This window comes from Streptomyces sp. NPDC086080, from assembly GCF_044540255.1.
Classification (GTDB): domain Bacteria; phylum Actinomycetota; class Actinomycetes; order Streptomycetales; family Streptomycetaceae; genus Streptomyces.
The window spans coordinates 193593-218992 of record NZ_JBITRU010000010.1 but is presented as its reverse complement, the minus strand read 5'-3'; the positions used below and the strand labels follow the sequence as shown (position 1 = coordinate 218992).

Below are 25400 nucleotides of genomic sequence, written 5' to 3'. Positions count from 1 at the left end.
GGTGGAGCTGCGCGAACCTGCAGATGCCGCTCTGTGCCATGGCGCGGAACGGCGCGGTCTGTTGCCTATCAGATGAGCCAGTGCCTAGCCGGCGTAGGCCACGCACAGAAGGAGAGTGAGTACCTCCTGTCCGATCCGATCAAGAAGCTCCCGCCCAGCTCGAAGGGGCAGGTGCGATACCGGTTCGTGGTCGATGTGGGAGTCGATCCTGCTACCGGAAAGCGCAGGCAGTTGACTCGTACGTTCGCCACGCTCAAGGAAGCGAAGGTTGAGTACGCGCGCATCACCAACCGTCGCCAGGAAGGGACGTTCGTTCCTCCCAAGCCGATCACTGTCAATGAGTGGCTAGATCGATGGCTGGCCATGAAAGCGGATGATTTGGAAGAAACCACGATCTACAACTACCGGATTACCTTGGATCGGGTTCGCGGGAAGTTGGGTCACATCCGGCTTCAAGAGCTCACGGAGGAAGACGTAGAAGAGTGGATGCACTGGGCGCTGAGGTATGGACGCGCACGCGGCGGAAAAGCTGGCACTCCGCTCGGGGTGACCAGTGTGGAAATGAGCCTTGCGCGATTGAAGGATGCCTTGAATAGGGCAGTAACGCGGCGGCTGCTGACCATGAATGTGGCCCAGCACGTCACAATTCCACGCAGGGCGCGTAAGGAGGACCGGAAGAAGAAGCAGGAAGTGAAGCCATGGAACGTCCAGGAAGTCCGGATGTTCATTCACGGCGTCAGGACGGAACGGCTCTATGCTCCCCTTCTGCTGTCCCTCATGGGTCTGCGTCCTGCTGAAGTTTGCGGACTTCGATGGGAGGACGTCGACTTGGGCAATGCCACGATCACCATAGCCAACACCCGGACGATGATGGGGAATCGATACGTCGTGGAAAAGGACACCAAGTCCATGGCCGGAGAACGTGATCTTCCTTTGCCGGCTCCAGTACTGATGGCCCTCAGGACGTTCAAGACTCTCCAGGCCAAGGAGAGGCTCGTCCTCGGTGAGGCTTACTCGGACTCCGGATACGTCGTGGTGCACGAGACCGGGGAGGCTTTCACGATCAAGCAACTCCGCAGGCGCGCGTACCGGCTCATGGAGGTCCTTGGCCTGCGCAGAGTACGTCTCTACGACGCTCGTGCCTCCTGCCTCACCTTCCTCGCCAATAACGGCGTGCCGGATCACATCCTCGCCCGGTGGGCCGGGCACACGAACGTGAAGACCACGAAGAAGTGGTACGTGAAGCCAGACGTGGAAGACCTCCGCGAAGCCGCCACCACATGGGACGGCCTGCACGGTGAGGCGGAGGGTCGTGCGTGAGTTCGGCGGCGGTTCCCAAGGGTTGGTTTTCAGGTGGCGATCGGAGCGTCCCGAAAGGTCTCCCGCTACGTCGTCCCGTCCTTCGGGACGGCACCAGTGCTTTGCTGCAAACTGGGAACAGCTGGCAGCTGTGCTGATAGAGGAAGCAGCGCGTCGACGGGAGGACCGGGCGAGAGTGCGGCCGGCAGGCCACGCTGCGTCAGGAGAGGGCGTACACGCTGAAAGGCTCAGGCTCGATCGACGAGGCCGTCGGCAGTGCCCGACGATCGAGCCGCGGGTGCATCGGGCCGCCGGCTTCCCCGGGCTGTGTGAGATTTTGTGAGACGTGAGAGGGTCTGGGGCGTGAGTGAGACACCGCCGAACACCCTGCAATACCGCTTTGACGGGCCGGAAGATGCTCCGGTTCTGATCCTGGGACCCTCGCTGGGTACCACATGGCACATGTGGGACCGTCAGGTGCCCGAGTTGATGAAGCAATGGCGTGTGTTCCGGTTCGACATGCCGGGACACGGAGGCGCCCCCGCCCACCCCGCGGGCTCGGTCGCCGATCTCACCGCGCGGCTGCTCGCCACCCTCGACAGCGCCGGCGTGCAGCGCTTCGGGTACGCGGGCTGCGCGCTCGGCGGCGCCGTCGGGATCGAGCTGGCCCTGCGGCATCCCGAGCGGCTCGCGTCGCTCGCGGTGATCGCCGCCTCGCCCCGCTTCGGTACGGCCGACGAGTTCCGCCGGCGCGGTGTGGTCGTACGGACGAACGGACTCGACCCCATCGCCCGCTCCGCGCCCGAGCGCTGGTTCACCGGCGGTTTCGCCGCCGCCCAGCCCGCGATCACCGAGTGGGCCGTGCAGATGGTGCGCACCACCGACCCCGGCTGCTACATCGCCGCCTGCGAGGCGCTCGCCTCGTTCGACGTGCGTGCCGAGATCGGCAGGGTCGGCGTGCCGACCCTGGTGCTGGTCGGCTCCGAGGACCAGGTCACCGGCCCCGCCGAGGCCCGTACGCTGGTCGCCGGCGTCCCGGACGCCCGGCTCGCGGTGGTGCCCGGCGCCTCCCATCTGGTGCCGGTGGAGCAGCCGGCCGCCGTCACCGATCTGCTGGTACGGCATTTCTCCACGGCCTGGCAGCCCGCCTTCGAGTCCGTCACCGGCCACACCGCGCTGCCCGCGACGGCGACCATGGCGGGGCAGCGTGCCCCGGCCGTGGTCCCGGCGCAGCCCGCGCCCGTCGCCGAGATCGCCCCGGCCGCGGTGCCGCAGGAGACGCGGGGTGGCCGGCCTGGACCGTACGACACCGGGATGAAGGTCCGCCGGGAGGTACTGGGCGACGCGCACGTCGACCGGGTGCTGGCGGGGGCCGACGAGTTCTCCGGCGACTTCCAGGAGCTGCTCACCCGCTACGCCTGGGGCGAGGTCTGGGACCGCCCCGGACTCGACCGGCGCACCCGCAGCTGTGTCACCCTCACCGCCCTCGTCGCCGGCGGCCATCTGGAGGAGCTGGCCGTCCACACCCGGGCCGCCCTGCGCAACGGGCTCACCCCGGCCGAGATCAAGGAGGTGCTGCTCCAGGCGGCCGTCTACTGCGGCGTCCCGGTGGCGAACAGCGCCTTCTGGGTGGCCCAGCAGGTCGTCCGCGAGGAGACCACACCCCGGGAGTGAGCCGGGGCGCTCCGCGGGACCGTGCGCTCGGGGGGAGGATGGGATCCATGAGGTTCACCAAGAAATCGCACTCCTGCGTCCGTCTGGAGAAGGACGGCCGCGTTCTCGTCCTCGACCCCGGGGGGTTCAGCGAGGAGGACGCGGCCCTCGGCGCGGACGCCGTCCTGGTCACGCACGAGCACCCCGACCACTTCGACGAGGGCCGGCTGCGCACCGCCCTGGAGGCCAACCCGGCCGCCGGGATCTGGACCCTGAAGTCCGTCGCGGAACAGATCTCGGCGGCGTTCCCGGGCCGCGTGCACACGGTGGGCCACGGCGACACCTTCACCGCGGCCGGCTTCGACATCCAGGTGCACGGCGAACTGCACGCGGTGATCCACCCGGACATCCCGCGCGTCACCAACGTGGGCTACCTCGTCGACGGCGGGAAGCTCTTCCACCCCGGCGACGCGCTCACCGTCCCCGACCACCTGGTCGAGACACTGATGCTGCCGGTCATGGCCCCCTGGAACAAGATCTCCGAGGTCATCGACTACGTACGCGAGGTGCGGCCGCGCCGCGCCTACGACATCCACGACGCCCTGCTCACCGATCTCGCCCGCCCGATCTACGACCGCCAGATCGGCGCCCTCGGCGGCACGGAACACCTGCGGCTCGCCCCCGGCGGCGCGGCCGAGCTGTAGGAGGGGAGGGGCGACGGCGCCGGGCGGGCGTTGTCGGACCCTCCGGGTAGGTTGTGGGACATGCGCATCGCGACCTGGAACGTGAACTCGATCACCGCCCGTCTGCCGAGGCTCCTGGCCTGGCTGGAGAGCAGCGGCACGGACGTGCTCTGCCTCCAGGAGGCCAAGGTCGCCGAGGACAAGTTCCCGGTGGAGGAGCTGCGCGAACTGGGCTACGAGGCGGCGGTGCACGCGACCGGCCGGTGGAACGGTGTGGCGGTGCTGTCGAAGACCGGACTGGAGGACGTGGTCAAGGGACTGCCGGGCGACCCCGGTTACGACGGCTCCGTCGAGCCCCGCGCCATTTCCGCGACCTGCGGCCCGGTCCGCGTCTGGTCGGTGTACGTGCCGAACGGGCGCGAGGTGGACCATCCGCACTTCGCGTACAAGCTCCAGTGGTTCGAGGCGCTGAAGGCCGCCGTCGCCGGTGACGCGGCGGGCGGCCGCCCGTTCGCGGTGCTGGGCGACTACAACGTGGCACCGACCGACGACGACGTGTACGACCCGGCCGCCTTCGAGGGCTCCACCCATGTCACCCCCGCCGAGCGTGCCGCGCTCGCCTCCCTGCGTGAGGCCGGCCTGTCGGACGTGGTCCCCCGCCCCCTCAAGTACGAGCACCCGTTCACGTACTGGGACTACCGCCAGCTCTGCTTCCCCAAGAACCGGGGGATGCGCATCGACCTGGTCTACGGCAACGAGCCGTTCGCGAAGGCGGTCAAGGACTCCTACGTCGACCGCGAGGAACGCAAGGGCAAGGGCGCCTCGGACCACGCTCCGGTCGTGGTGGACCTCGACGTGTAGCGGGGCGCCCGGCGGTCGACGGACCCCGCGCGCCTGTGGTGCGCGGGGGGTGATGAATGACAGGCTGGAGGTATGAACATCCCTTTCCTGGGCGGCCGTCGCCGGAAGGGCGGCCTGCCCGATCCCGAGGGCATCGCCGGACTCCTGGCCGAGTGCGAAGCGTTGCGCGCCCAGGCGTACCGGGCGGGGGTCCGACTCGACGACTCCCCGGCCTCGTTGGAGGCACTGGACCAGCTGGTCCCGGGCTGGCGCGACGACGAGGAGGCGTCGGACTGGCTGGGCAACGACGCGGGGCTGTATCTGGGATCCGTCATCGTGCGCACCGTACCGGGGGCCGCCTGGGAGATCCGCTGCGACGGGCAGCCGGTCGTACGGCTGGTCTCCGGCCGGGAGTTCGACGTCGTGGACGCGGGACACGCGTGGGCGGCCAGCGGAGTACCCGAACTGTCCCAGCTGTACGCGGAGGTCGCGGAGGCCTGAACCGGGCCGGCGCCTTCCGCGGCGGTTCCCGTCGTCCCCTCTCCCACCGTCCGGCGTAAATACGGCTAATGACCGAAAGGCTCGTGTCGCGTCGTCCCGGCGATCTTGCCTCGATACGTTGCGGCGACCACCACAACGTGGAGAACGAGCAGAGGTGGGTATGGCCGTCGATCCGCTGACCGAACTGCGAGACGTCAACACGTACTTCGAGGGCCCGCGGGCGCCGCGGGACACCGGCCCGGCCGGCGGCGGGGCGCCGGCGCGGCCGCGCGCCGACGGTGCCGAAGACTCTCCAGCACTGAGCGGGTGACGTCAGCAGACCCGTCGGTCCGGACGTCGACTAGGATGTTCCCTCCGTCCCGGTGGGGGAGGGGACTTCGCGGCAGGAGCGCGGACGCCGCCGCCGGGAGGGGCCCACCGCGGACCTCGCCCGCGGGGGCGGCGGGTCACATCGGCCGGTCCCGTCCGGCGGCAGCCGGAGATCACTGCTCGCGCGGCGAACCGACAGTACGACGGGTCGTCCGCCGACGAGGAGAAGGTCAGCTGCGCGCCGGACGGGGAGCGCCGAGGCGCCGGTGGCGGGAGTGCCGGCGGGAGCGCCGGTCGCGGGAGTACCGGCCGGGTTCACTCCGCCCGGTGCGTCTTGCGCGGTGCCGGAGCGGGAGCCGGCAGCGGCGTCTGCGCCGCCTTGGTCACGTCCCCGACCAGTTCCACCACATCGGGGCCGTAGGCCTGGGAGTTGATCACCTTCAGCAGCAGCACGAAGGAGTTGGACCCGTGCTTGCGGGCCAGCCGCTCGTGATGGCGGGCGAGATAACGGGTCGCGGCCTGGTTGGTGATCGCGCGCTGGCCGCAGAACAGGAACACCGGCCGTGTCTCGTGCCGTTCACCGGCGGTCAGCCGGGCCAGCAGGACGTACTCGGCGACGCCCGGGTCCATGCGGTAGCGCTCGGGGCCGATCTGGAAGGCGCCCCGGTCCGGTCCCGGTTCCGGGTCGACATTGACCCGCACCCCCGGCAGCATGGCCGCCATATGGGCCACCATCCGCCGGTTCGAGCCGGGACCGCCCACGCAGAACTCGGTCCGCTCGCCGAAGCCCTGGTGCGCCGCGTCCTGCGTCACCACCTGGACATGCGCCCCGCAGTCCTTGATCAGCGCGGACAGTTCGAGCAGCGCGAACACGTCGAACCGGTGCACCGCGGGTTCCGCCGTCGCCGAATCGCGGTTGACGACGAGCAGGGACTCGGAGTTCTCGGGCAGGCCGAAGAAGGCCTGCTTGCGCCGGAGCTTGCGCTTCCACACAGAGGTACGGGCGATCCAGCCCAGCGCGGCACTGATACCCACGGCCAGCACGGCCAGCACGATATTGCGTACGTCGTCGGTCATGGGCGCGCATGCTAGCGGTCCGACGCAAACCCGTGTTCGACACCCGGGTGGCCGACCGTCCCCCGGACCACCCGCGCGGCACGCCTCCCGACATCGCTGACGGGAGCATGACGTCGAACTAAGCTGCGCGGACGGCCCTTTACCGGAGGTGCGGATGCGTCGCTCTGTCGTACGGAAGCTCGCAGTCCTGGCGGCCGGTGCCGCCGTGACGTCGGTGGGGGCGTTCGCGCCGCCCGCCGAGCACGACCGGCCCGCCTCACACGACTGGCCCGCTTTACACGACGGGCCCGCTTTACACGACCGGCCCGGCCGGCCCGCCCCGCACCCGCCCAAGGCCCCGGTGGCCGTCGGATACGGCGGCGCGGTCTCCAGCGTCGACGCCGACGCCTCCGCCGCCGGGATCGAGATCCTGCGCCAGGGCGGCAACGCCGTCGACGCGGCAGTCGCCACGGCGGCCGCGCTCGGCGTCACCGAGCCCTACTCGGCGGGGATCGGCGGGGGCGGCTACTTCGTCCACTACGACGCCAGGTCCCGCACCGTGCACACCCTCGACGGCCGCGAGACCGCGCCGCTGTCCGCCGGCTCCGGGCTCTTCCTGGAGGACGGCGCGCCGATCCCGTTCGCCGAAGCCGTCAGCAGCGGTCTCGGCGTCGGTACGCCCGGCACGCCCGCCACCTGGCAGCGGGCGCTCGACACCTGGGGCAGGCGCGGCCTCGGCACGGTCCTGAAGCCCGCCGAACGCCTGGCCCGCGACGGCTTCACCGTCGACGGCACCTTCCGCGCGCAGACCGCCGCGAACGAGAGCCGCTTCCGGTACTTCCCCGACACCGCCGAGCTGTTCCTCCCGGGCGGTGAACTCCCGGCCGTCGGCTCCACCTTCAAGAACCCCGACCTGGCCCGCACCTACGCGGAGCTGCGCCGCAAGGGCGTCGACGCGCTCTACCGGGGAGCCATCGGGCGGGACGTCGTCCGTACGGTCAACAGGCCGCCGGTGGACCCGGACTCCGGCTGGAACGCCCGTCCGGGCGACCTGTCCGCCCGGGACCTCGCCGCCTACCGCGCCACGGACCAGCCGCCCACGAAGACCTCCTACCGCGGCCTGGACGTCTACTCCATCGCGCCCTCCTCCTCCGGCGGCACGACGGTCGGCGAGGCGCTCAACATCCTGGAGCGCACCGACCTGTCCAGGGCGAGCGACGTCCAGTACCTGCACCGTTTCATCGAGGCGAGCCGCATCGCGTTCGCCGACCGGGGGCGCTGGCTCGGCGACCCCGCCTTCGAGGACGTGCCGACGAGGGAACTGCTCTCCCAGCGGTTCGCCGACTCGCGCGCGTGCCTCATCCAGGACGACGCCGTCCTCACCAGCCCTCTCGCCCCCGGCGACCCCCGCGACCCGAAGCCCTGCGCCACCGGAGGCGAGGCCGCGCCGACGACGTACGAGGGCGAGAACACCACGCACCTCACCACCGCCGACCGCTGGGGCAACGTGGTCGCCTACACCCTCACCATCGAGCAGACCGGCGGCAGCGGCATCACCGTGCCCGGACGCGGCTTCCTGCTCAACAACGAACTCACCGACTTCTCCTTCGCTCCGGCGAACCCGGCCGTGCACGACCCGAACCTGCCCGGCCCGGGCAAGCGGCCCCGGTCGTCGATCTCACCGACGATCGTGCTCGACCGGCACGACCGGCCGGTGGTGGCGCTCGGCTCGCCCGGCGGCTCCACCATCATCACCACCGTCCTGCAGACCCTCACCGGTTTCCTCGACCGCGGACTGCCCCTGGCCGACGCGATCGCCGCGCCGCGCGCCAGCCAGCGCAACACGGCGCAGACGGACCTCGAACCCGGCCTGTACGACAGTGAGCTGCGGCGGAGTCTGGAAGCCATCGGGCACTCCTTCCGGGAGAACCCGGAGATCGGCGCGACCACCGGTATCCAGCGGCTGCCGGGCGGCAAGTGGCTCGCGGCGGCCGAGAAGGACCGCAGGGGCGGCGGCTCGGCCATGGTGGTGCGTCCGGCACCCTAGTGCCGCGGAGGGGCGCCCCGGACGGAACCGGGGCGCCCCTCCGCGCGGCTCACAGCCCGGGCGCCGGTGCCTCCTGGGTACGGAAGGTCAGGTGCCCGTCCTGGGTGTCCACCGTCACCCGGCCGCCCTCCTGGACCCGGCCGTCCAGAAGCAGCCGGGACAGCTGGTTGTCGACCTCGCGCTGGATCGTGCGGCGCAGCGGCCGGGCGCCGTACTCGGGCTGGAAGCCGCGCTCGGCCAGCCAGTCCACGGCCCCATCGGTGAAGTCCACCGAGACGCCCCGGCCCGCCAGCCCGCGCCGGGTGGCCTCCAGCAGCAGGTCGGTGATCCGCCGCAGTTCCTCGGCGGTCAGCTGGCGGAACACCACGATCTCGTCGATCCGGTTGAGGAACTCGGGCCGGAAGTGCTCCCGCAGGGGCCGCAGCACCTGCTCGCGCCGCGCTTCCTCGTCCGCGTCCGCGCCGCCGGACGCGAAGCCCAGGGTGGCGCCGCGCCGGGTGATCACCTCGGAACCGAGGTTGCTGGTCATCACGATGACGGTGTTGGTGAAGTCCACCGTCCGGCCCTGCGCGTCGGTCAGCCGGCCGTCGTCCAGGACCTGCAGCAGGACGTTGAAGACATCCGGGTGGGCCTTCTCCACCTCGTCCAGCAGCAGCAGCGAGTACGGGTGTCGGCGGACCACCTCGGTCAGCTGTCCCGCCTCCTCGTGACCCACGTAGCCGGGCGGGGCGCCCACCAGCCTGCTGACCGTGTGCCGCTCCTGGTACTCGCTCATGTCGAGCCGTACCATCCGGTCCTCGCTGCCGAACAACGCCTCGGCGAGTGCCCGCGCCAGTTCCGTCTTGCCGACGCCCGTCGGCCCGAGGAACAGGAAGCTGCCGATCGGCCGGTCGGGGCTGGCGAGCCCCGCGCGGGAGCGCAGTACGGCGTCCGAGACGACGCGCACCGCCTCCTCCTGGCCGACGACCCGCTGGTGCAGGTGCTGCTCCAGGCCCAGCAGCCGGTCCTTCTCCTCCTCCGTGAGGCGGCTGACCGGGATGCCCGTCTGCCGGGCCACCACCTCGGCGATCGCCTCGGCGTCCACCCACAGGCTCTGGCCCTCGTCGACCTCGTCGTCGCCGCCGGCCTGGGCGATCCGCTCCTTCAGCTCCCCGATGCGGTCCCGCAGCCGCGTCGCCTGCTCGTACTGCTCGTCGGCAACCGCCTGGTCCTTGTCGCAGGTGAGCTGATCGATCTCGCGTTCCATGGCCCGTACGTCTGTGCCCTTGGTCCGGGCCCGCAGCCGCACCCGGGCGCCCGCTTGGTCGATGAGGTCGATGGCCTTGTCGGGCAGCCGGCGGTCGCTGATGTAGCGGTCGGACAGCTCCACGGCCGCCACCAGTGCCTCGTCGGTGTAGCGGACCTGGTGGTGGGCCTCGTACCGGTCCCGCAGGCCGCGCAGGATCTCGATCGCGTCCGCGGGGGTCGGCTCCGGCACCATGATCGGCTGGAAGCGGCGGGCCAGCGCGGCGTCCTTCTCGATCCGGCGGTACTCCTCCAGCGTGGTCGCCCCGACGATGTGCAGCTCGCCGCGGGCGAGGGCGGGCTTGAGGATGTTGCCGGCGTCCATCGAGCTGCCCTCGCCCCCGCCGCCACCGGCGCCGACGACGGTGTGCAGCTCGTCGATGAAGATGATCAGCTGGTCGGAGTGGGAGCGGATCTCCTCGACGATGGTGTTCATCCGCTCCTCGAAGTCGCCCCGGTAGCGGGTCCCGGCCACGACCGCCGTCAGGTCGAGGGCGACCACCCGCCGGCCGAGGAGGATGTCGGGCACGTCCCCCTCGGCGATCCGCTGGGCCAGCCCCTCGACGACGGCGGTCTTGCCGACACCCGCGTCACCGATCAGCACCGGGTTGTTCTTGCCACGCCGGGACAGCACCTCGACGGTCTGCTCGATCTCCTGGTCCCGTCCGATCACCGGGTCGATACGGCCCTCGCGGGCCAACGAGGTGAGATCACGGCCGTACTTGTCCAGCGTGGGGGTGCCCGTGGCGGGGTGCGGGCGCTCGGCACGGGACTGCTGGGCCTCCGGTGTCTCGGGCGGGGGAGAGGGGGCGAACCGGGCGGCGTTGAGGATGTGCCCGGCGGCCGAGTCGGGGTTGGCGGCGAGGGCACTGAGCACATGCTCCGGGCCGATGTAGCCGACGCCGCTCGCCCGGGCCAACTCGTGCGCGTCCAGGAGCGCCCGCTTCACGGCGGGGGTCAGGGACAGCGAGGTCGGCGGCGGGGCTTCGCCCGGTTCGTGCTGGACGGGGCCCGACCGGTCGTCGATCTGGGACGCGAGCGAGTCCGGGTCCGCGCCCGCCCGGCTGAGCAGGCTCCGGGTCGGCTCGGCGCTGAGGGCGGCGCGCAGCAGGTGCTGGGTGTCCAGGTCCCGGCTGCCGTGCTCGGCGGCGTACTGGGCGGCTCCGCGCACCAGTTCCCGGGCGGGCTGGCTGAGGAGCCTGCCGATGTCTATCTGACGGGGGCGCTGTCCGCCGAAGAAGCGGGCGAGAAATTCTGCGAACGGGTCACCCTCCGGGCCGACGAAACCATTCGTCATGGTCATCCGTTCCTTCGCTGGGTCGACGTGCCGGGGCCGGGTAACCCGGCCGGGGCTCGCTCATGTCAACGATGACACGATCCGTTTGGGCGGGCATGTCAGGAGGGGGACGGAGCACGGCCCGTGCGGCGACGGTCGCCCGGACGCAGCATCTGGCTCGTGGCCAGCTCCCGGTAGAGGGGGTTCGCCGCCAGCAGCTCCTCGTGCCGCCCCTGGCCGACCGTGCGGCCCCCGTCCAGGACGACGATCCGGTCGGCGTGCCGCACGGTGGACAGGCGGTGGGCGACGACCAGCACGGCGCACTCCCGCGCCACCTCCTTCATCACCGTGGTCAGCGCCGCTTCGTTGATCGCGTCCAGGTGGGAGGTGGGCTCGTCGAGCAGCAGCAGGGCGGGGCGGGCGAGCAGGGCCCTGGCCAGTGCCACGCGTTGGCGTTCGCCGCCGGAGAGCGTGCTCCCGCGCTCGCCGACGACGGCGTCGAGACCGCCGGGCAGCCGCTCGACGACCTCCTCGAGCCGCGCCAGTTCCACCACGCGCAGGAGTTCCCTCTCCGGGGCGTCGGGCACGGCGTAGGCGATGTTCTCCCGCAGGGTGCCGTGCACGACGTGGGTGTTCTGGTCCACGACGGCGACGCGGCGCCGGCACGCGTCGCGGCCCAGTTCGCCGGCCGCCCGGCCGTCGAAGAGCACGGTTCCCGAGTCCGGCTCGTAGAAGCCCGCGACCAGGGCGAAGACCGTGCTCTTCCCGGCGCCCGAGGGACCCACCAGGGCGACCTGACCGCGCGGGGCGACGGCGAAGGACACGCCTCGCAGGACGGGCCGGCGCGGTTCGTAGCCGAAGTGGACGTCGTCGAGGGCGAGGGCGGGCGACTCGCCGCCGTCGGCCGGTGCCCCTGGGCGGGACCGGACGGTGGGGCGGACCGGTGCGGCGACCGGACCGGTGTGCTCGACGGGCAGGCGCATCGCCTCTTCGACCCGCCGGTGGGCGCCCATGCCCCGCTGGATCTGTCCCACCGAGTGGAACAGGGAGGACAGCGGCAGGACGAGGTACGAGGCGTACAGCAGGAAGGCGACGAGGTCACCCAGGGAGCCCGACCGTCCGCCCACGCGCAGGCCACCGATGACGAGGACGAGGAGGAAGGAGCCCTGGACGGCGAGTTCGACGGCGGGACTCATCACGGAGGCGAGCTTCGCGGTGCGCACGCCCGCGTCATGGGCCTCGGCCACCCGGGCGCCGACGCGGGCCGCCTCCCGTGCCTCGGCGCGGTGCACCCGGACCATGGGGAGGGCGCCCAGTGCCCGCTCCAGGTCGGCGGCGATGGCCCCGATCGCGTGCTGCATACGCTCCGAGGCGCACCGGATCGCCTTGAGCAGCGAGGTGACGACACCGGCCGCGACGGCCACGGTCAGCACCACGAGGAGCAGCAGCAGCGGGTCGAGCAGCGCCATCAGGACGAGCGCCCCGGCGGCGACGATGCTCCCGGTCACCAGGTCGGCCAGGGCCTGGGAGATGACCTCTCGCAGAAGGGTCGTATCGGCGGTGACGCGCGAGACGAGGTCGCCGCCGCGGTGGCGGTCGTACGCGCGCATCTCCAGCCGGAGCAGCCGGTCGACCAGGCCGAGGCGGAGCTGCCGTACGACGCCCTCGCCCGTGCGCTCCAGGAGGAAGCGGCCCACCGAGCCGGTGGCGGCCTCGGCGACGAACAGCACGCCGAGCAGCCCCAGCAGCGGCCAGACGACCTGCCCGCGGCTGCTCGCGTCCACGGTCTCCCGGGCCACGAGCGGCTGGGCCAGCCCGAGCGCGGAGCCCGCGAGGGTCAGCAGGACGGCCAGCCCGATGGCCCGCCGGTGTCCGGCGGTGAGGCGGTAGAGCGTACGAATCGCCGCCCGGGTGGACCGATCCCCACCCGGGTCCGCCGGGAGCCCGCTGGGGTCGGTCTGCTGTCCTGCGTCCTGGGCCGGGTTCTCGGGAGCCGGCCCGTGTCCTGTGCCCTCGGCTAAGGGCTCGGGGGTTGGCCGGTGTCCTGCGTCCTCGGCTAAGGGCTCGGGGGTTGGCCGGTGTCCTGCGTCCTCGGCCGAGGTGTCGGGGGTTGGCCCGGTGGGGTCGGTCCGCTGTTCCGCGTCCCTGGCCGGGGTGCCGGCCGCCGGCCCGGTGGAGCAGGTCCGCCGACGCCCGTCCACGCCCGGGACGCCGCTCGATGCCCCGGCATGCGATGGGCTGTCGGGCGGGCGGGCGGGGCGGGTCCGGCGGGGGACTGCGGGGTGGTCGGTCGTCGGTCCGGGGTGTGCCGGGCCGGGGGCCGCTGGGGTGTGGGGTGTCGGTTCGGCGGGGGGCGGGTGGCCGGTCATCGGGACGGTGGAGGGGAGACGGGTTCCACGGAGACGAGTCGGGTGAAGTAGCCGTCGGGCAGGCCTTCGCCGACGGGGTGTCCCTCGGCCTCGATCCAGGCGTGCGCGGTGAAGGGCGGCACGACACGGACGCCCGTGCACCAGGTCGGCCACGTCCCCCGCAGCCGGCACAGCAGTGCGGCGCCCAGGGAGCGCGGCAGGCACCCCTTCGGTCCGCTGCAGCGCAGGCTGACGGCACACAGGGCGTCGCGCGCGGCCTGTGCCTCGACGGCGGTGGCGGGCGCCGCGCCGCGTCGCAGCACGCCCAGCACGCTGCGGATGCGGCGCGGCGGCAGCAGGGTGAGCACGAGGGCGGGCACCAGCACCAGCCGGGCGGCAAGCCGTTGCCCGAGCGGTACACCGGTGGGGCGTTCCAGCGCGCTGGGCGTCGTCATGAGGCCAGCCCCGCCTCGCGCAGGTCACCGACGAGTGCCTCGACGTCCCGCAGGGCCTGCGCCCGCTCGATGTCGAACTCGCGGACCAGGGCGGCGGCCGCGTCGGCGACCTCGCCGCCGTCCAGCAGCGTCCGTACCACCAGTGTGGCGGTGGGGTTCAACTCCCAGTAGGCACCGGCCCGTTCGTCCAGGAGCACGGTGCCGTAGTCGGTTTCGGCCGTGGAGACGTGCGCGTCGAAACGCAGGGACATGGCATTGCCTTTCTGTGCCGTGGGCAGGACCCCCACGGCCGCGGAGGGCTACGGGATACGGGTACCGCCGCGGCTGCGGGCCAGCCCGCGCAGCCACACCTCGGCGGCGATCGTCGAGTAGAGGATGGCGTCGGACAGCCCGGGGGAGGCCGGCCGACGGGCGAGACGGCGCAGCTCGGCGGCGTCCACCAGGCCCATCCGCGCCAGCCGGGAGTCCTCCCAGAGCGCCAGCAGGTCGGCACGGTTCTCGCGCAGCCCGTTGGAGGCGTCCATGGAGGCCGAGGCCTTGTTCGTCCTGCGCAGGCACGGTTCGGGAACCACCCCGCTCATCGCGGCGGTCAGCAGTGGCTTGTACCGGAACGGTGTGACGCGCTCGGCCGGGCGTACGGCGAGGCACGCCTCGATGACCCGGTCGTCGAAGAAGGGCGAGGCCATGGGCAGACCGGTCCGGGCCGCCATGTGGTCCCACTGCCGGATGACGCGGGTGGTCACCCGGATCTGCTCCAGGTCCGCGTGCATGCCCCGGTCGGGGTGCAGGGGCGCGGCCGACGCCGCGGCGTCGAGCAGGGCACGCCGCGCCAGCCGCTCGGCGTCTGCGGTCACCCAGTGGAACAGGCGGGGGGCCACGCTCCAGCCGAGTCCCGAGGCGACGGAGGACGGGGACGGGGCGCGCAGTTGGCCGGCGGCGTCGGCGAGCCACTTCCCGTACGGCCGTGTGTCGGCCAGGGCGCGGACGGTGCCGCCGAGCGGCCACTGCCACAGGGCCCGGAACCCGCGCAGATGCCGCAGGGCGTGCAGCGGACTGGTGCGCAGCAGCCGGTGGTAGTAGGCCTCGGCACACCAGGTCACGTGGTCACCCCCGATGCCGGTCAGATGCACGCGGCTGCCGCGCGCGGCGAGTCCGGGCAGGTGGTGCAGGGCACGGGAGCGGTCCATGACGCCGACGGTGGGTTCGTCCAGCACGTCGTCGATGTCCAGCAGATCGTCGTAGACCAGGGGCGAGGCGTCGGCGTCCCAGACCAGGTGCTCGACGTCCGGGAGGTACCGGGCGGCCTGCTCGGCCCAGTACAGGTCGGTGTCCGCCGGGTCTCGTCCCGGCCAGGTGGAGGCCACCACGCGGGCGGGGGAGCGGTCGGCGAGAAAGCACAGGGACGTGGAGTCCAGCCCGCCGGACAGGTCGCAGCTGACCACACCGCCGTGCCGGGTCCGCGCGCCGACGGCTTCCCGGAGTGCCGCCCGCACCGGGCCGGTCCCCTCGGCCAGCGGCACCACCGGCTCCGGCGGCGTCCACCAGCGGGAGTGCCGGGCGGTGTGCCCGTCCGGAGCGACGATCACCGCCTCGTGCGGGGGTACGGCGGTGACCGCGGGCCACAGTGACGTCTCGTGGAGCGGGTACGGGACGGGCCACATCAGCCGGACGGCCAGTTCCGCGGGATCGGGGTCGAGGCCGAGGGCGTCGGCGAGTATGTCGGCACGGGTGGCGACGACCCGGGTACCGGCGATCCTCGCGTGGAAGACCAGCCGCAGGCCCGAGGCCGTGCCCTGGGCGCGGATCCTCCCGTCGAGTGCGGCCACCAGGTGGAAGCTGCCGGGGAGGCTGCGGGCCAGCGCGCCGACCTCCGCGAGGTCGCGCAACCGCGCGGCCCTGCGCCGTAGTTCGTCCTCCTCCACGGGACAGCACCCGATGACGGCCAGGGCGGCGTCACCGGCGCGTACCGTGACGGACTCGTCGTCGTGCCAGTGGCCGACCAGCCAGGGCCGGCCCGAGGGATGGTTCACGATCCGGCAACCGGGCCGGGCGAAGGAGCGGGCCACGGCGGCCGCGTCCTCGCAGTCGGTGAAGACCGCGAAGTGCGCGTCGCCGGGGCCCGTCCCCGCACGTGCGTGCAGTGGTGTCATGACGTCGGGTCGGTGCCGTCGTCCGTCAGTTCTTGCTGAAGATCAGCCGGTCGTTGCCGTTCTTCAGCAGGAGCCCGGTCTCCTTGCGGAACGTCCCGAGGCGGACGAGGGTCGGCGCTTCGTATGCCTTCTTCATGACTCTCCTCGTGTGCTGACTGCCCGGCCACTCCCCTCGTCGACGTGCCCGTGGCTCATCGGGAGCCGGGGCGAGGAGCGGCGCGGCACCCAGCTAGCGCCAGAACTACCGGGCAGGGCAAGAAGGTGCGAAAAAGTACGACTATGTGTAAACGCTCAGGGATTCCGTCTGCCGGTCGGCTCGATCTCGTCCGCACGGGCGTTGCGCGTGTGCGCGCATGGTGTGGACGCCTACGAGAAGAAACGTTTTCACCTCGACTCCCGTGCCGGAATGCTCGCCCGGCGCACCGCTCCCGGCCTGGTTGCGGAAGGGAGCCGCCGGGGCGCGTTCGCGGAACTCTACCGCGCAACGCCGATTCCGCTTCGTGCGTGGTGACAAGGAGCGACCGGTTCTCACTCGGTTCGGCGGGCCGTCAGCACCCGCGGCCCGTTCTCGGTGATCGCCACCGTGTGTTCCGCATGCGCCGCCCGGGTGCCGTCGTTCGTGCGGAGCGTCCAGCCGTCCGGGGCGGCGTGGTAGGAGTCCGTGCCGCCGCCGATGAGCATGGGCTCGATCGCGAGACACATGCCGTGCCGCAGGGGCATCCCCCTGCCCGGCCTGCCCTCGTTCGGCACCGCCGGGTCCTCGTGCATACGGCGGCCGATGCCGTGGCCGCCGAAGTCCTCCATGATCCCGTAGCCCGCGCCGCGGCACACCGTGCCGATCGCGTGGGCGATGTCGCCGATGCGGTTGCCGACGACGGCCGCCTCGATGCCCGCCGCGAGCGCCCGCTCGGCGGCCCCGATCAGCGCCACGTCGGCCGGACGCGGGGTGCCCACGGTGAAACTGATCGCCGAGTCCCCGGCCCAGCCGCCCAGTTGGGCACCGCAGTCGATGGAGACCAGGTCTCCGTCGCGCAGCCGGTACCCGTCCGGGATGCCGTGCACGATCGCGTCGTTCACGGAGGCGCAGATCACCGCGGGGAACGGCGTCGGGGCGAAGGACGGCCGGTAGCCCAGGAAGGGCGAGGTGGCACCCGCCGCACGCAGCACCTCCCGTGCCACCTCGTCCAGCTCGAGCAGGGAGACGCCCACGTCGGCGGCCTCGCGCACGGCCGTCAGCGCGCTCGCGACGACCTGGCCGGCCTCGTACATGGCATCGATCGATGTGTCGGTCTTGAGCTCCATCATGCCAATTACTATACCGGTATTAGAATGGGCTCCATGGTGCGCACCCCCTTGACCCCCGAAGAGCGCGAACGCGGCGAGCGGCTCGGCCGGCTGTTGCGCGAGACGCGCGGCGATCGCAGCATGGCGGAGATCGCGGCGCGCGCCGGGATCTCCCCGGAGACCCTCCGGAAGATCGAGACCGGACGGGCCCCGACCCCGGCGTTCTTCACCGTGGCCGCGCTGGCCGGCGTGCTCGGGCTGTCGATGGACGTACTGGTGGAGCGCTGCGCGCCGGACCCGTCGATCGCCGCCTGAGCCCGGCCGCCAGGCCCGGCACCGGGTTCGCATCCCGCCGGAAAACTCACCGTAGCGCCGCTGTAACACGACGGGTGTTGCCTACGGAGCTGAGTACTCCGGAACCGGCGGGAGTTGACCATGACGGCTGAGCAACTCCAGGACCCGGTCCGGGAGTTCACGAACTACCTGCGGGATCTGCTGACGCGCCTCGATCGGTACGGCGGCTGGTGCCTGGTGTTCTGGCGGCGGGACCCCGAGAGCATGCGGGCGTGCCTGGAGGGGCGTGAGCCGCCGCCCTGGGACGTGATGGAGTCCCTGCTCCAGGACCTCGCCACCGCCTACGGTCCCGGAGCCGCCGAGGCCGAGGCGCCGGGGGCCCGCTCCCTGCACACGGCCGCGCTGGACGCGTACGACGCCCGGCCCGGGGCCCGGGAAGCCCTGAGCGACCGGCTCGACGTCATGCTGCGCGAACAGCGGTACGCGGCGGAGCGCCGTACGGAACTGACCCGCCGGCTCGCCTCCGCGGCCACCCCCGAGGAGGCCCGCGCCCTCCGCGACGACCTCGCCTGGGCCGAGGACGACCACGCACGCGCCACCGCGCGGTGCGCGGAGATCAACGCGCGCACGGCCGCCCTCGACCGCCACGCCCGCCGGGCGGGACACCCTCCGCCACCGCACGGCAGGTACGAGAACCCCCGCCCGACCCCCGACCCGGGCCGGACGTCCCCCGCCGGCCGGGGTGGGCCGTCCGGCCCCGGAGACCGCGCACACGCCGGCGGAACGGGACAGCCCGCGCCCGCCCCCGGGAGACGCAAGCGGCGCCGGGGTGGGGCACGCTTCGCCGGAGCGGCGGACGACGAGGGGAGCGGGCCCGTCCCCGTACCGCCCGCCGCCGTGCCGAGCCTGCCGGCGGTCGATCCCGGCGCGCGAGGCGCGCGGTTCGCCGGGGCGGCCGGGGAGCCGGAGGCGGAGTCCTGGAGCGAACGGCCCGCCGACGCGGCCGACCGGCGCGAGGTCGCCCGCACCGTGGCCACGCTCGCGCGGCTGCGGGGCGAGGGGCGCGGCGGCGAGGCGCACGCGCTGCTGAATGAGGTCGCGTACTCGCCCGCCGCACGGTTCCCGCTGCTGGCCGACGCGATGCGGCGGGCCGGGCTCGGTGCCGACTGGGCGACGCTGCTGTGGGAGGCCGCCGCCGCGCAGCCCGCCGACCGGCTCGCCACCGCGGCCGACGCGCTCGCCGCGGCGGGCCGCGCGGAGGACGGCGACCAGATCCTCAGACAGGGTGTCGTACGCCCGGCCGACGAGATCGGGCAGGCCGTGCTGACCCTGGACGCGCAGGCGCGGCACGGGGAGGCACGGGCCCTGCTCGACGCCTGCGTCCGGATGCGCACCCCGGTGGACGCGGCGCGCACGGCCGCCGCCGATCCGCGCAGGCTCGTCCCTCTGCTCCTGACCGCCGCGCGGGCGGTCTCCGACACCCGGCACCGCGAGCTGCTGCACGCGCTGCGCGTCGTGGGATTCGCCACCTGAGCGAGGACCGGCGCACCGGCCGGCTCACCCACAGGGGTGTCAATCACGATCGACTCCGCGGCCTTGACGACGATGGTCTTGGCAAGGCCGCCCGAGAGGCTTACGTTCGACCCTCTACGACCCCTTTCTACGGGCGTAGAGGCGCTGACGCCGCGTCCGAGGAGCAGCTCATGACCCATGTCGTACGTGCCGCTCTGGTCCAGGCGACCTGGACCGGTGACACCGAGTCCATGCTGGCGAAACACGAGGCGCACGCCCGCGAGGCGGCCCGGCGGGGCGCGCAGGTCATCGGGTTCCAGGAGGTGTTCAACGCCCCCTACTTCTGCCAGGTCCAGGACCCCGGACACTATCGCTGGGCCGAGCCCGTCCCCGACGGCCCGACCACCCGCAGGATGCGGGAGCTGGCCCGGGAGACCGGCATGGTGCTCGTCGTGCCGGTGTTCGAGGTCGAGCAACCGGGCCACTACTACAACACCGCGGCCGTGATCGACGCCGACGGCACCGTCCTCGGCAAGTACCGCAAGCACCACATCCCCCAGGTCAAGGGGTTCTGGGAGAAGTTCTACTTCCGTCCCGGCAACCTCGGCTGGCCCGTCTTCGACACCGCCGTCGGCAAGGTGGGCGTCTACATCTGCTACGACCGGCACTTCCCCGAGGGGTGGCGACAACTCGGTCTCAACGGAGCGCAGTTGGTCTACAACCCGTCGGCCACGCACCGCGGCCTCTCGTCCCACCTCTGGCGTCTTGAGCAGCCGGCCGCGGCCGTCGCCAACGAGTACTTCGTCGCCGCCATCAACCGCGTGGGCGTGGAGGAGTACGGGGACAACGACTTCTACGGGACCTCGTACTTCGTCGACCCGCGCGGACAGATCGTCGGCGACGTCGCCAGCGACAGCAAGGAGGAACTCGTGATCCGCGACCTGGACTTCGACCTCATCGACGAGGTGCGGCAGCAGTGGGCCTTCTACCGCGACCGCCGCCCCGACGCCTACGAGGGGCTGGTGCGGCCGTGACCGACGACCTGCTGGGCCGCCACCGCTCCGTGCTCCCCGACTGGCTCGCCCTCTACTACGAGCAGCCCCTGGAGATCACCCACGGCGAGGGACGCCACGTCTGGGACTCCGAGGGCAACCGCTACCTCGACTTCTTCGGCGGCATCCTCACCACCATGACCGCCCACGCCCTGCCCGAGGTCACCAAGGCGGTGAGCGAACAGGCCGGGCGGATCGTCCACTCCTCCACCCTCTACCTCAACCGGCCGATGGTGGACCTCGCCGAACGCATCGCCAAGCTGAGCGGCATCCCCGACGCCCGGGTCTTCTTCACCACCTCCGGCACCGAGGCCAACGACACCGCCCTGCTGCTCGCCACCGCCTACCGGCGCAGCAACACGGTCCTGGCGATGCGCAACAGCTACCACGGCCGCTCCTTCAGCTCGGTCGGCATCACCGGCAACCGCGGCTGGTCCCCCACCTCGCTCTCCCCGCTCCAGACGCTCTACGTGCACGGCGGCGTGCGCACCCGGGGCCCGTTCGCCGCACTCGACGACTACGACTTCGTCGCGGCCTGCGTCGACGACCTCAAGGACCTCCTCGGCCACACCCGTCCGCCCGCCGCGCTGATCGCCGAACCCATCCAGGGCGTCGGCGGCTTCACCTCGCCGCCCGACGGGCTGTACGCGGCCTTCCGCGAGGTGCTGCACGAGCGGGGCATCCTGTGGATCGCCGACGAGGTGCAGACCGGCTGGGGCCGCACCGGCGAGCACTTCTGGGGCTGGCAGGCACACAGCCGCAGCGGCCCGCCCGACATGCTGACCTTCGCCAAGGGCATCGGCAACGGCATGTCCATCGGCGGCGTCGTCGCCCGTGCCGAGATCATGAACTGCCTGGACTCGAACAGCATCTCCACCTTCGGCGGCACCCAGATCACCATGGCGGCCGGCCTCGCCAACCTCACCTACCTGCTGGAACACGACCTCCAGGGCAACGCCCGCCGGGTCGGCGGTCTGCTCATCGAGCGGCTGCGGGCGGCCGCCGCCCAGGTCCCGGCCGTACGGGAGGTACGCGGACGCGGGCTGATGATCGGCATCGAGCTGGCGAAACCCGGCACCGACGAGGCCGACCCCGAGGCGGCGTCCGCCGTCCTGGAGGCGGCCCGCGAGGGCGGCCTGCTCATCGGCAAGGGCGGCGGACACGACACCAGCGCCCTGCGGGTCGCCCCGCCGCTGTCCCTCAATGTCGCGGAGGCCGAGGAGGGCGCCGACATCCTCGAACAGGCACTGCGGAGCATCCGGTAGGAGCGGTACACCGAGCAGAAGGACGCGGCCATGACCACCTGGGAGCCACCGGCACCGGCCCTCTCGGTCCGGCAGGTCCTCGCCCTGGAGCGGGTCCTCGCCGGGGAGCCCGAGGTGGTGGCCGGCGCGGGCCGGCTGGACCGGCCGGTGCGCTGGGTCCATGTCGCCGAGGCGGCCGACGTCGGGGTGATGCTCAGCGGCGGCGAGATGGTGCTCACCACCGGTGTGCTGCTCGCCGGTGACGAGGGCAAGCAGGCGGAGTACGTCCGCTCCCTGCACCGCGCGGAGGCATCCGCCGTGGTCCTCGGGCTCGGCCGGGCCTTCCCGGCCCCGCCGGAGGCCATGCGACGGGCGGCTGAACGGTGCGGACTGCCCCTGGTGGTCCTCCACCGCCCCTTCCCCTTCGCCCAGTTGACCGAGGAGGTGCAGTCCCGGCTGGTACGGCGCAAGTTCGCCGCCGTCAGTCTCTCCGAGGCCGTGCGCACCGAACTCACCGCGCTGATCACCACCGGGGCACCGTTGCAGCGCCTGCTCGACGAGGTGGCCCGGCACAGCGGCTGCCCCGTCGTCGTCGCCAACCTCGCCCACCGGGTCCTCGGCACGGCGGGGGAGCGGCCGGCCGTGGACGACGTCCTGCGCGACTGGGAACGTGTCGCCCGGCAGGCCGGCGGCCGTGAGGGCGACGGCTGGATCCGCGCCGAACTCGGCGGACGGGGCGAGCGGTGGGGCCGGATCGTCCTGTGCGGCTACCGGGGCGACACCGCCACCGGACGGCTGCTCGCGGACCGCGCCGCGGAGGCCCTCGTGCTGCACCGCATGCTCGGTGGAGGCGCCTGCTCCTGGGAGGAACAGTCCGCGCAGAGCCTGCTGACCGACCTGGTCGGCGGTTCCGTACCGGCCCGGCAGCTGCTGCCCCGGGCGCGCGCGGCCGGGCTGCCGGTGAACCGGCGCACCTTCGTGCCGCTGGTCGTGCGCGGCCGGGACGCGGCCCGGCTCGATCGTGTGCTGCGCCTGCTCGGGCTGCCCGGGATCGTCGCCGAACTGTCCGGCTCCGCGACCGCCGTGCTGCTCAGCCTGGCCCCCGACCAGGACGCCGACGCCCTCACCACCCATTTCGCCGCGCGGCTGCGGGCCGAGCCGGAGGGGGTGCCCGTCGTGGTCGCGGCGGCCGGCGCCCGCACCTCCTTCGACGACGTGCCCGCCGGGCTGCGCGAGGCCCGGCACGTCGCGGACGCGGTGGCGGACTCCGCCGCGGCGCTCGACCTGCCGGTCGTGGTCCGCCTCCGCGACGTCCATCTGCGCGGACTGATCCGGCTGTTGCGGGACGACCCCCAGGTGCAGTCCTTCGCGGAGCGGGAGTTGAACGGCCTGCTGGGCGATCCGGACGAGGACCTGCTCCCCGTGCTGCGCACCTACCTCGCCACCGGCCGCAACAAGTCCCGGACCGCGCAGCTCCACCATGTCTCACGGCCCGCGCTCTACCGCCGGCTGGAGGCGATACAGGTCCGCCTGGGCGTGGACCTCGACGACTTCGAGCAGGCCGCCTCGGTGCACATCGCACTCCTCGCGCACGACGCGCAACGGCGCTGAAACAAGCGAACCACCTGCGGCAACGGCGGTGAGACATGGGCCCATCGAGGGGTGACACGGTGACACGCCGCACCCCCGCAGACGTGACACGGTGCACCTCACCGCGGGCGCACGGCCTCCCTAGGCTCACCGCACACCGAGCGACCGGAGGTCCCGATGAGCCGAGTGATCCGTGCCGCCGTCTTCCAGACCGCCTGGACCGGCGACAAGGAGTCGATGATCCAGGTCCACGAGCAGGCCGCCCGCGACGCCGCCGCCCAGGGCGCCCAAGTGCTCTGCTTCCAGGAGCTGTTCTACGGGCCGTACTTCTGCCAGGTGCAGGATCCGGCCTTCTACGCGTACGCCGAACGCATCCCCGACGGCCCCGTGGTGCAGCGCTTCCAGGCGCTCGCGCGGGAGCTGGGCATCGTCCTGGTGCTGCCGATGTACGAGGAGGAGCAGCCCGGAGTCCTCTACAACACGGCCGCCGTGATCGACGCCGACGGCTCCTACCTCGGCAAGTACCGCAAGACGCACATCCCCCAGGTGCGGGGGTTCTGGGAGAAGTTCTACTTCCGCCCCGGAAACAGCGGCTGGCCCGTCTTCGACACCGCGGCCGGCCGGATCGGCGTCTACATCTGCTACGACCGGCACTTCCCCGAGGGCTGGCGCGCGCTCGGCCTCGCGGGCGCCGAGATCGTCTTCAACCCCTCCGCGACCTCACGCGGACTGTCCGGCTACCTCTGGCAGCTGGAACAGCCGGCGGCCGCCGTCGCCAACGAGTACTTCGTCGGCGCGATCAACCGGGTGGGCGTGGAGGAGTACGGGGACAACGACTTCTACGGCACGAGCTACTTCGTCGACCCGGAGGCCCGGTTCGTCGGCGAACCGGCGAGCGACAAGGAGACCGAACTCGTCGTCCGCGACCTGGACCTGGCGAAGCTGAGGGAGGTCCGCGACCGCTGGCAGTTCTACCGCGACCGCGCCCCGGGCTCGTACGGCCCCCTGACCACTCCCTGAAGGGCAGCACACCCAGGGGCGCGGGACCGCGTCCGATGTGCGGCTGCCGGCCGCGCGGGCGCGACCGGCCGTACACAACCCGCACGTACCCACCGCGAGGAGTGACCCGTGAGCCGAACATTGATCCGCGGCGGACTCGTCATCACCGCCTCCGACGAGATCCACGCCGACGTCCTGATCGAGGACGGCCGCATCGCGGCCCTCGCCTCCGCAGGCAGCCACGCCTTCACCGCCGACCGCACCGTCGACGCCACCGGCAAGTACGTCATCCCGGGCGGTGTCGACGCCCACACCCACATGGAGCTGCCGTTCGGCGGCACCTTCGCCTCCGACACCTTCGAGACCGGCACCCGGGCCGCCGCCTGGGGCGGTACGACCACCATCGTCGACTTCGCGGTGCAGAGCGTGGGCCACTCCCTGCGCGAGGGCCTGGACGCCTGGCACGCCAAGGCCGAGGGCAACTGCGCCATCGACTACGGCTTCCACATGATCGTCTCGGACGTCAACGCCGGGACGCTGAAGGAAATGGATCTCCTGGTACAGGAAGGGGTCACGTCCTTCAAGCAGTTCATGGCGTACCCCGGCGTCTTCTACTCCGACGACGGCCAGATCCTGCGCGCCATGCAGCGCTCCGCCGAGAACGGCGGGCTGATCATGATGCACGCCGAGAACGGCATCGCCATCGACGTACTCGTCGAACAGGCCCTGGCCCGGGGCGAGTCCGACCCGCGCTTCCACGGCGAGGTCCGCAAGGCCCTCCTGGAGGCCGAGGCCACTCACCGCGCCATCCGGCTCGCCCAGGTCGCCGGTGCCCCGCTGTACGTGGTGCACGTCTCCGCCACCGAGGCCGTCGCCGAACTGGCCAGGGCCCGCGACGAAGGCCTGAACGTCTTCGGCGAGACCTGCCCGCAGTATCTGTTCCTGTCCACCGACAACCTCGCCGAGCCGGACTTCGAGGGCGCCAAGTACGTGTGCAGCACTCCGCTCAGGCCGAAGGAGCACCAGGCGGCCCTCTGGCGGGGCCTGCGCACCAACGACCTCCAAGTGGTCTCCACCGACCACTGCCCCTTCTGTTTCGCGGGCCAGAAGGAACTCGGCCGCGGCGACTTCTCCAGGATCCCCAACGGGCTCCCGGGCGTGGAGAACCGCATGGACCTCCTCCACCAGGCCGTCCTGGACGGGCACATCTCCCGCCGCCGCTGGATCGAGATCGCCTGCGCCACCCCGGCCCGGATGTTCGGCCTCTACCCGAAGAAGGGCACCATCGCGCCGGGCGCCGACGCCGACGTCGTGATCTACGACCCGGGCGCCGAGCAGGTCATCTCCGCCGACACCCACCACATGAACGTCGACTACTCGGCCTACGAGGGCAAGCGGGTCACCGGCCGGGTCGACACCGTCTTCTCGCGCGGGGTCCCCGTCATCACCGGGCGGGAGTACACCGGGCGCGCCGGGCACGGCGTCTACACCCCACGTTCCACCTGTCAGTACCTCATCTAGGAG

At 72.2% G+C, this 25400-nt stretch carries 22 protein-coding genes; 14 read left to right on the top strand and 8 right to left on the bottom strand.

The window, feature by feature from the left end:
* Positions 1-72 precede the first annotated feature (72 nt).
* The 6 genes from ACIF9R_RS15600 to ACIF9R_RS15575 all read left to right on the top strand — a co-directional run bounded on the left by ACIF9R_RS15600 (position 73) and on the right by ACIF9R_RS15575 (position 5286).
* A complete protein-coding gene (locus tag ACIF9R_RS15600; RefSeq protein ID WP_399979546.1) occupies positions 73-1320 on the top strand; it encodes a tyrosine-type recombinase/integrase in 1248 nt (415 codons plus the stop codon).
* Between the two features lie 342 nt (positions 1321-1662).
* Complete coding sequence (gene pcaC / locus ACIF9R_RS15595) at positions 1663-2973, top strand: 4-carboxymuconolactone decarboxylase (protein WP_399979543.1); 1311 nt, start codon at positions 1663-1665, stop codon at positions 2971-2973.
* 47 nt (positions 2974-3020) lie between these two features.
* Positions 3021-3656: an MBL fold metallo-hydrolase gene (locus tag ACIF9R_RS15590; RefSeq protein WP_399979540.1), complete on the top strand. Its 636-nt coding sequence runs from the start codon at positions 3021-3023 to the stop codon at positions 3654-3656.
* 60 nt (positions 3657-3716) lie between these two features.
* Positions 3717-4496 carry an exodeoxyribonuclease III gene (locus tag ACIF9R_RS15585; RefSeq protein WP_399979537.1) on the top strand — a complete coding sequence of 260 codons (780 nt, stop codon included), beginning with the start codon at positions 3717-3719 and terminating at the stop codon, positions 4494-4496.
* A 72-nt stretch (positions 4497-4568) separates the two neighbouring features.
* Positions 4569-4976 (top strand): DUF6278 family protein, encoded by a 408-nt coding sequence (locus ACIF9R_RS15580; RefSeq protein ID WP_399979535.1) that lies wholly within the window; start codon positions 4569-4571, stop codon positions 4974-4976.
* 160 nt (positions 4977-5136) lie between these two features.
* The gene (locus ACIF9R_RS15575) at positions 5137-5286 is read left to right on the top strand and encodes a hypothetical protein (RefSeq protein ID WP_399979533.1); all 150 of its coding nucleotides are present in this window, start codon (positions 5137-5139) and stop codon (positions 5284-5286) included.
* Positions 5287-5600: 314 nt separating this feature from the next.
* Here ACIF9R_RS15575 and ACIF9R_RS15570 read toward each other — a convergent pair whose 3' ends face one another.
* Positions 5601-6362, bottom strand: coding sequence for a hypothetical protein (locus ACIF9R_RS15570; protein ID WP_399979530.1), 762 nt, complete (start codon positions 6360-6362; stop codon positions 5601-5603).
* A gap of 154 nt (positions 6363-6516) precedes the next feature.
* Here ACIF9R_RS15570 and ggt point away from each other — a divergent pair, with 154 nt between their 5' ends.
* Positions 6517-8388, top strand: coding sequence for a gamma-glutamyltransferase (gene ggt, locus ACIF9R_RS15565; protein ID WP_399979527.1), 1872 nt, complete (start codon positions 6517-6519; stop codon positions 8386-8388).
* Positions 8389-8437: 49 nt separating this feature from the next.
* On the opposite strand, the gene ACIF9R_RS15560 is transcribed toward ggt, so the two are convergent.
* The 7 genes from ACIF9R_RS15560 to map all read right to left on the bottom strand — a co-directional run bounded on the left by ACIF9R_RS15560 (position 8438) and on the right by map (position 17206).
* Positions 8438-10969 carry an ATP-dependent Clp protease ATP-binding subunit gene (locus ACIF9R_RS15560; protein WP_399979524.1) on the bottom strand — a complete coding sequence of 844 codons (2532 nt, stop codon included), beginning with the start codon at positions 10967-10969 and terminating at the stop codon, positions 8438-8440.
* A 98-nt stretch (positions 10970-11067) separates the two neighbouring features.
* The gene (locus tag ACIF9R_RS15555) at positions 11068-12849 is read right to left on the bottom strand and encodes an ABC transporter ATP-binding protein (protein WP_399979594.1); all 1782 of its coding nucleotides are present in this window, start codon (positions 12847-12849) and stop codon (positions 11068-11070) included.
* A gap of 464 nt (positions 12850-13313) precedes the next feature.
* Positions 13314-13751: a lasso peptide biosynthesis B2 protein gene (locus ACIF9R_RS15550; protein WP_399979521.1), complete on the bottom strand. Its 438-nt coding sequence runs from the start codon at positions 13749-13751 to the stop codon at positions 13314-13316.
* Entirely contained in the window at positions 13748-14002 is a 255-nt protein-coding gene (locus ACIF9R_RS15545) for a lasso peptide biosynthesis PqqD family chaperone (protein ID WP_399979518.1), read from the bottom strand. Before ACIF9R_RS15545 ends, ACIF9R_RS15550 begins: the two co-directional genes overlap by 4 nt.
* Positions 14003-14050: 48 nt before the next feature.
* Positions 14051-15901 carry a lasso peptide isopeptide bond-forming cyclase gene (locus ACIF9R_RS15540; protein ID WP_399979516.1) on the bottom strand — a complete coding sequence of 617 codons (1851 nt, stop codon included), beginning with the start codon at positions 15899-15901 and terminating at the stop codon, positions 14051-14053.
* A 25-nt stretch (positions 15902-15926) separates the two neighbouring features.
* The gene (locus ACIF9R_RS15535; RefSeq protein WP_399979514.1) at positions 15927-16037 is read right to left on the bottom strand and encodes a keywimysin-related RiPP; all 111 of its coding nucleotides are present in this window, start codon (positions 16035-16037) and stop codon (positions 15927-15929) included.
* 392 nt (positions 16038-16429) lie between these two features.
* Positions 16430-17206, bottom strand: a complete 777-nt coding sequence (map, locus tag ACIF9R_RS15530) for a type I methionyl aminopeptidase (RefSeq protein ID WP_399979512.1) — start codon at positions 17204-17206, stop codon at positions 16430-16432.
* Between the two features lie 33 nt (positions 17207-17239).
* Between map and ACIF9R_RS15525 the strand changes: the two genes are divergently transcribed.
* The 7 genes from ACIF9R_RS15525 to hydA all read left to right on the top strand — a co-directional run bounded on the left by ACIF9R_RS15525 (position 17240) and on the right by hydA (position 25397).
* Positions 17240-17500, top strand: coding sequence for a helix-turn-helix domain-containing protein (locus ACIF9R_RS15525; protein WP_399979510.1), 261 nt, complete (start codon positions 17240-17242; stop codon positions 17498-17500).
* Positions 17501-17620: 120 nt separating this feature from the next.
* Entirely contained in the window at positions 17621-19012 is a 1392-nt protein-coding gene (locus tag ACIF9R_RS15520; RefSeq protein WP_399979508.1) for a hypothetical protein, read from the top strand.
* 170 nt (positions 19013-19182) lie between these two features.
* Complete coding sequence (locus tag ACIF9R_RS15515) at positions 19183-20025, top strand: nitrilase-related carbon-nitrogen hydrolase (RefSeq protein WP_399979505.1); 843 nt, start codon at positions 19183-19185, stop codon at positions 20023-20025.
* Positions 20022-21308, top strand: coding sequence for an aspartate aminotransferase family protein (locus tag ACIF9R_RS15510; protein WP_399979503.1), 1287 nt, complete (start codon positions 20022-20024; stop codon positions 21306-21308). The genes ACIF9R_RS15515 and ACIF9R_RS15510 overlap by 4 nt, the downstream gene beginning before the upstream one ends.
* A 30-nt stretch (positions 21309-21338) precedes the next feature.
* Entirely contained in the window at positions 21339-22898 is a 1560-nt protein-coding gene (locus ACIF9R_RS15505; RefSeq protein WP_399979501.1) for a PucR family transcriptional regulator, read from the top strand.
* Positions 22899-23054: 156 nt separating this feature from the next.
* Positions 23055-23897 carry a nitrilase-related carbon-nitrogen hydrolase gene (locus tag ACIF9R_RS15500; RefSeq protein ID WP_399979498.1) on the top strand — a complete coding sequence of 281 codons (843 nt, stop codon included), beginning with the start codon at positions 23055-23057 and terminating at the stop codon, positions 23895-23897.
* 108 nt (positions 23898-24005) lie between these two features.
* Positions 24006-25397, top strand: coding sequence for a dihydropyrimidinase (gene hydA / locus ACIF9R_RS15495; RefSeq protein ID WP_399979496.1), 1392 nt, complete (start codon positions 24006-24008; stop codon positions 25395-25397).
* Positions 25398-25400: the final 3 nt, after the last annotated feature.